The sequence below is a fragment of the Desulfobacter vibrioformis DSM 8776 genome, from assembly GCF_000745975.1.
Lineage (GTDB): Bacteria > Desulfobacterota > Desulfobacteria > Desulfobacterales > Desulfobacteraceae > Desulfobacter > Desulfobacter vibrioformis.
Genome location: NZ_JQKJ01000078.1, coordinates 1 through 1,863 on the forward strand (window position 1 = coordinate 1; position 1,863 = coordinate 1,863).

A 1,863-nucleotide genomic window follows, 5' to 3' on the forward strand; every position below is an offset into this window, starting at 1 on the left:
CAGCAATTCTCAGTGAACGTTAGTAATTTCCTGAATGTTCTCAGTTTCACAGATTTTGATCTTTGTTAGCGTGCTAATTCAAGTTCGGCAGTTTGTTTTTCTGATAGATTTTATCAAAATCAGAATATTTGTAAACAACCTGATTGCCAAAGGCAACAAAAATCCGAATGCCGATTTTAACAAATTGGCATGCCGAATGTACCAAAAGCAGGGTAAGATGGAAGATGAATCAGGGAGCCCTGATTTCAGAAGAATCTTTCATAATAAGAAGTAATAATGACTCCCAGTTACGGAATATGATGACTCGAATAGTACAGCGTAATTGGTTCCAGAATTCTTTACGTGCACTGAATTTGGCCCTGGCCTCCTTGAAAAGTCGATCAGTCAATTCGAGAATCTGGTGCATGAAAAATGCAGTTAATATGAATATAAAAAAATTGAATGACAAATTCTTTTGGCCATGGCCAAAATTATGTTCAATGTTATATCCATAATTTTTCAAGGTGTTGAAATTCTCGTTTTCAATTTTCCATTTGGCTCTGCCTGCTTTGACAAGCTCTCTGACATTATCGTGAGTTACATGAATATCGGTCACCCAGCTGTTGGTATAGACGACTGTGTCTTCATCCTTAAAAATGGTATATTCGAAAAAGTTGACGGTCGGGGATGTCTGACTACCGTTTAACCGCAGATGATTTATCCATTCATATTTATGAAATCGCCCTTCTTTGTCTTCCCATTCTATTATGTTGGCCTGATCCATGTCCTCTTTATTCAGGACTTGCTGAAAAAGAATTTTGTGGTCAGTCGGCTTTGCAATAAGAATAAACGACATTCGCTGCTGCTTAAGCGCCTCAACGAAGGGGCCCTTTGAATATAGGTCATCTGCGGTAATAATAATTTTCAATTTTGGATGATCGTTGCGAATCCGCTCAAGGATTCGTTTTCCGGCATTGGTTTCACAGTCCTGTTTTTTAGAGCCATCCGTGTTTTTAATTGGTTCCGGTGCCAATGGAAAGACCTGGCGTTTATCAGGATGAACAATAGCCGCACACAGTGCTTGGTGGGAATAGCTGACCGTTCCATTTCGATGCTCCTTTATTAGGCAGCAGGGGCAACTTATTTCTTCGGACTTAAAATACTGAGTCCCATCTATAGGGATCAGATACCACTCATTCAGGATTCGATAAGACTGGAGGTGGTTTCCGCGTTGAAGCAACCGGAAAAAGTCTGTAAATATGGGGTATAGTTCTTCAGAAGGAACATTATCGATAATATCCCGTAACTGGTTGTCTTTGGGGATATCCGAAACGTTAAACATTGTTTGCAGATTATTTTGCTGCACCGCATTTTGAAGACGTCTTTGAAATTCAAGCATCGAGGGGTCTTGAAAAAACATCATGCCCAAAGAACTGAGGCAGGCATCATGCAGAGAATATTTTATTTTCCCAATTTCACGGAACTCGGGAATCTCAATGCTTCTTTTTGAGACAGTTTTTCTGAGATTTCCAAAACTGAGTTTTTTTTCAATGCCCAAGTCGATAGCCCCTATATGTTGTATGCATCACAAGAAGGCTATCACAAAATATGTAAAAAATCTAGATTTTTATTTGCTGTAATTTCAATATGTTATCATGTTTTTTAAAAATTTTCATGCAAATATCCCTTCAATGATGTGTAATGACGTGCAGGGAAAAAGCATCTCGCAGGTATCCCACATCTTTTGTAAAAAAGAGCGCTCTGAAGGATGATCAAGGTCAAAATTTTAATGGTTTGGGTAGTAAAAGATTGCGATAATCAAAGTTTCAAAAATGCTTGAGACCCTTTAAAATCAAGGGCTCTAAAATTCACTGAGAATTGCTG

At 38.5% G+C, this 1,863-nt stretch carries 1 protein-coding gene; it reads right to left on the reverse strand.

All coding sequences use genetic code 11. From position 1 onward, the window contains the following. Positions 1–229: 229 nt before the first annotated feature. Positions 230–1,537, reverse strand: coding sequence for a hypothetical protein (locus Q366_RS19140; RefSeq protein ID WP_035242422.1), 1,308 nt, complete (start codon positions 1,535–1,537; stop codon positions 230–232). Between the last annotated feature and the right edge of the window lie 326 nt (positions 1,538–1,863).